Genomic DNA, 3,896 nt, shown 5'->3' with positions numbered 1-3,896 from the left:
CAGCGACCTCTCTCCCCCTCGCGCCTCCCCTCCCACTATCACACTCCCCTCCGAGACTGCGTGGACCTTGGGGTTGTTCTCCCGGCCGGGGCCCCCCCACCGCCGTATTGTCTAAGGGTCACGAACCTCCCGGAGGAGCCGCTCCATGACCGTCCCCGTCGTCCACTCGCTGCGCGAGCAGATCCGCGAGCACATCGTGGAGGGGATCGTCAGCGGCCGCTGGAAGCCGGGCGAGCGGATCGTGGAGCGCCGGATCGCGACCGAGCTGGAGGTCTCCCAGACCCCGGTCCGCGAGGCGCTGCGGGAGCTGGAGTCGCTGCGGCTGATCGAGTCGGCGCCGAACAAGGGCGTCCGGGTGCGCAACCTCACCGCGGCCGACCTGGAGGAGAGCTACCCGGTCCGGGCCGGCCTGGAGCAGATCGCGGCCGAGCTGGCCGCGCCCCGGCTCTCCGCGGACTGCTCGACGCTGGAGCCGCACGTGGCGGCGCTGTACGAGGCGGACGCCACCTCCGACGGCACGGCGCAGGTCCGGCACACGGTGGCCTTCCACCGGGAGCTGGTGAAGGCGGCCGGGAACAGCGTGCTGCTGCACACCTGGGAGGGTCTGGGCATCGAGGTCTTCACCGCGCTGTCGATCCGCTGGCTGGGCACGGTGCAGAAGTCGTACGCGGAGGAGCACCAGGAGCTGGTGGAGGCGTTCCGCCGGGGCGATCCGAACATCGGCGCGCTCGTGAAGGCCCATGTGCTGGGCTGCGCCCCTCGCGCCTGACGCGCACGGGTAGGTTTTCGCAGGTCAGAGCCTCGCTTCGGCGGGGCTCCCGGCGTTTTCCGACTGTTCGAAAAGTCGGCACCGGGTGCCCCCTTTCGCGGCACCCTGTGCCGACTTTCTCGATCTGAAGAGGTTTCCGGCTTCAACCCTTTGATCGATCATCGATCGGCGGTTTACAGTCTTCGGCGGGCCGTCACCCGGCCCTCCGCCCTGTCCTGCCAGACAAGGCACCGTTTTTATCTCCACCCCCATCTGTCCGGAAGGCGGCGATCATGACCGATCCCGTAGGCAAGATTCCGAGCGAGCTCGACCAGCTCCCGGACCGTGACACCGAGGAGACCGCCGAGTGGGCGGCCTCCCTGGACGCCGTCACCAAGGCCGCCGGCCCCCACCGGGCCGCCTACCTGATGCGCCGCACGCTGCAGCACGCCGAGGGCGCGGGCCTGGCCCTCCCCAAGCTGCTGGAGACGGACTACCTCAACACCATCCCCACCTCCGCCGAGCCCGTCATCGACGGCGACGAGGAGATGGAGCGCAAGATCACCGCGTGGAACCGCTGGAACGCGGCCGCGATGGTCACCCGCGGCTCGAAGCACGGCGTCGGCGGCCACATCGCCACCTTCGCCTCCGCGGCCTGGCTCTACGAGACCGGCTTCAACCACTTCTTCAAGGGCAAGGACTCCGAGGACGCCCCCGGCTCCGGCGACCAGCTCTACATCCAGGGCCACGCCTCCCCCGGCATCTACGCCCGCGCCTTCCTCGACGGCCGCCTGGACGAGTCGCACCTCGACAACTTCCGGCAGGAGTCGGGCGGCAACGGCCTGCCCTCCTACCCGCACCCGCGCCGCCTGCCCTGGCTGTGGGAGTTCCCCACCGTCTCCATGGGCCTCGGCCCGCTCTCCGCGATCTACCAGGCGCGCTTCAACCGCTACCTGACCAACCGCGGCATCAAGGACGTCTCCGCCTCGCACGTCTGGGCCTTCCTCGGCGACGGCGAGATGGACGAGCCCGAGTCGACCGCGGCACTCGCGCTCGCGGCCCGCGAGGGTCTGGACAACCTGACCTTCGTCATCAACTGCAACCTGCAGCGCCTCGACGGCCCGGTCCGCGCCAACTTCAAGATCGTGCAGGAGCTGGAGGCCCAGTTCCGCGGCGCCGGCTGGAACGTCGTCAAGACCCTCTGGGGCAACGCCTGGGACGAGCTGTTCGCGCTCGACACCACCGGCGCCCTGGTCCGCCGCCTCCGCGAGGTGCCGGACGCGCAGGTCCAGACGTACCAGACCCGCGACGCCGCCTACATCCGCCAGGACTTCTTCGGCAAGGACCCGGAGCTCGCCGCGATGGCGCAGCTGCTCTCCGACGACAAGATCCTGGAGTGCTTCCACCTCTCGCGCGGTGGCCACGAGCCGCGCAAGGTGTACGCCGCGTACAAGGCCGCCCTGGAGTTCAAGGGCGCCCCGACCGTGATCCTGGCGCAGACCGTCAAGGGCTTCACCCTGGGTGAGGGCTTCGCGTCGAAGAACGCGAACCACCAGATGAAGAAGCTGACGACGGACGAGTTCAAGAACATGCGCGACCTTCTTGAGCTGCCGATCTCGGACGCGCAGTTCGTCGACGGCGTGGTGCCCTACGGCCACCCGGGCGCCGACTCCCCCGAGGTCCGCTACCTCCAGGAGCGCCGCGCGGCCCTCGGCGGTCCGGCCCCGGCCCGCCGCGTCCACCCGGTCGCGCCACTCCCGGCCCCGTCCGAGAAGGCGTTCGCCTCCTTCGACAAGGGCTCCGGCTCGCAGTCGGTCGCCACCACCATGGCCTTCGTCCGTCTGGTGAAGGACCTGGTCCGCGACAAGGAGACCGGCAAGCGCTGGGTCCCGATCGTCCCGGACGAGGCCCGCACCTTCGGCATGGAGTCCCTCTTCCCCTCGCTCGGCATCTACTCGCCGAAGGGTCAGACGTACGAGCCGGTCGACCGCGACCAGCTGATGTACTACAAGGAGGCCGTCAACGGCCAGATCCTGAACGAGGGCATCACCGAGGCCGGCTCGATGGCCGACTTCATCGCCGCGTCGACCGCGTACTCCACGCACGGCGAGACGATGATCCCGTTCTACATCTTCTACTCGATGTTCGGCTGGCAGCGGACCGCCGACCAGATGTGGCAGCTCGGCGACCAGCTCGGCCGCGGCTTCCTCGTCGGCGCGACCGCCGGCCGCACCACCCTGACCGGTGAGGGCCTGCAGCACGCCGACGGCCACTCCCCCGTCATCGCGGCCACCAACCCGGCGGCGCTGACCTACGACCCGGCGTTCGCCTACGAGGTCGCGGCCATCGTCAAGGAGGGTCTGCGCCGGATGTACGGCGAGGCCGCGCCGGGCGAGGACCAGGACGTCTTCTACTACCTGACGGTCTACAACGAGCCGATGCCGCAGCCGGCCAAGCCGGGCCACGCGGGTGTCGACGAGGGCATCGTCAAGGGCCTGTACCGCTTCAACACCGCCGAGTCGGCCGGTCTCACCGTGCCCGCCAACGCGCCGCGGATCCAGCTGCTCGGCTCGGGCACCGCGATCCACTGGGCCCTGGAGGCGCAGAAGCTGCTCGCCGAGGAGTGGGGCGTGGCCGCCGACGTGTGGTCCGCCACCTCCTGGACCGAGCTGCGCCGCGACGCGCTGGAGGCGGACGCCGCCCTGCTGCGCGGCGAGGAGCGCGTCCCGTACGTGCGCCAGGCGCTCGCGGGCGTCGAGTCGCCGGTCCTCGCGGTCTCCGACTACATGCGCCAGGTCCCGGACCAGATCGCGCAGTGGGTCGAGCAGGACTACTCGTCGCTGGGCGCCGACGGCTTCGGCCTCTCGGACACCCGCGCCGCGGCCCGCCGCCACTTCGGCGTCGACGCCCAGTCGATCGTCGCCGCGTCCCTGGCCCAGCTCGCCCGCCGCGGCGAGGTCCCGGCCACGGCCGTGAAGGAGGCGCGCGAGCGCTACGGCCTGTAAGGGTCGGCTGTCGGTGCCGGGGCCCCGGCTGGGGGGCAGGGCGCCCCCCCGGGGTTGCAAAAAGTCGAGCGGCCCCACCAACCCCCCGCCGAGCCCGGGGGCGGGGGCCGCCCCCCCCCCGACCGCTCGACCACCCGCCCGGC

General features: G+C 71.0%; 2 protein-coding genes. Both read left to right on the top strand.

The genetic code is table 11. The features are described 5' to 3' along the window. Positions 1-145: 145 nt before the first annotated feature. Positions 146-769: a GntR family transcriptional regulator gene (locus ACFW1I_RS22240; protein ID WP_031014059.1), complete on the top strand. Its 624-nt coding sequence runs from the start codon at positions 146-148 to the stop codon at positions 767-769. A gap of 272 nt (positions 770-1,041) precedes the next feature. Then, entirely contained in the window at positions 1,042-3,753 is a 2,712-nt protein-coding gene (aceE, locus tag ACFW1I_RS22235; protein WP_384672614.1) for a pyruvate dehydrogenase (acetyl-transferring), homodimeric type, read from the top strand. The last annotated feature ends 143 nt before the right edge of the window (positions 3,754-3,896 follow it).

The organism is Streptomyces sp. NPDC058955, from assembly GCF_042741435.1.
Classification (GTDB): domain Bacteria; phylum Actinomycetota; class Actinomycetes; order Streptomycetales; family Streptomycetaceae; genus Streptomyces.
This window is presented reverse-complemented; position numbering and strand designations above follow the sequence as displayed.

Excerpts from the sequence above, each read along its gene's own strand:
- ACFW1I_RS22240 (WP_031014059.1), top strand. The coding sequence starts at position 146 with ATGACCGTCCCCGTCGTCCACTCGCTGCGCGAGCAGATCCGCGAGCAC.
- aceE (WP_384672614.1), top strand. The coding sequence starts at position 1,042 with ATGACCGATCCCGTAGGCAAGATTCCGAGCGAGCTCGACCAGCTCCCG.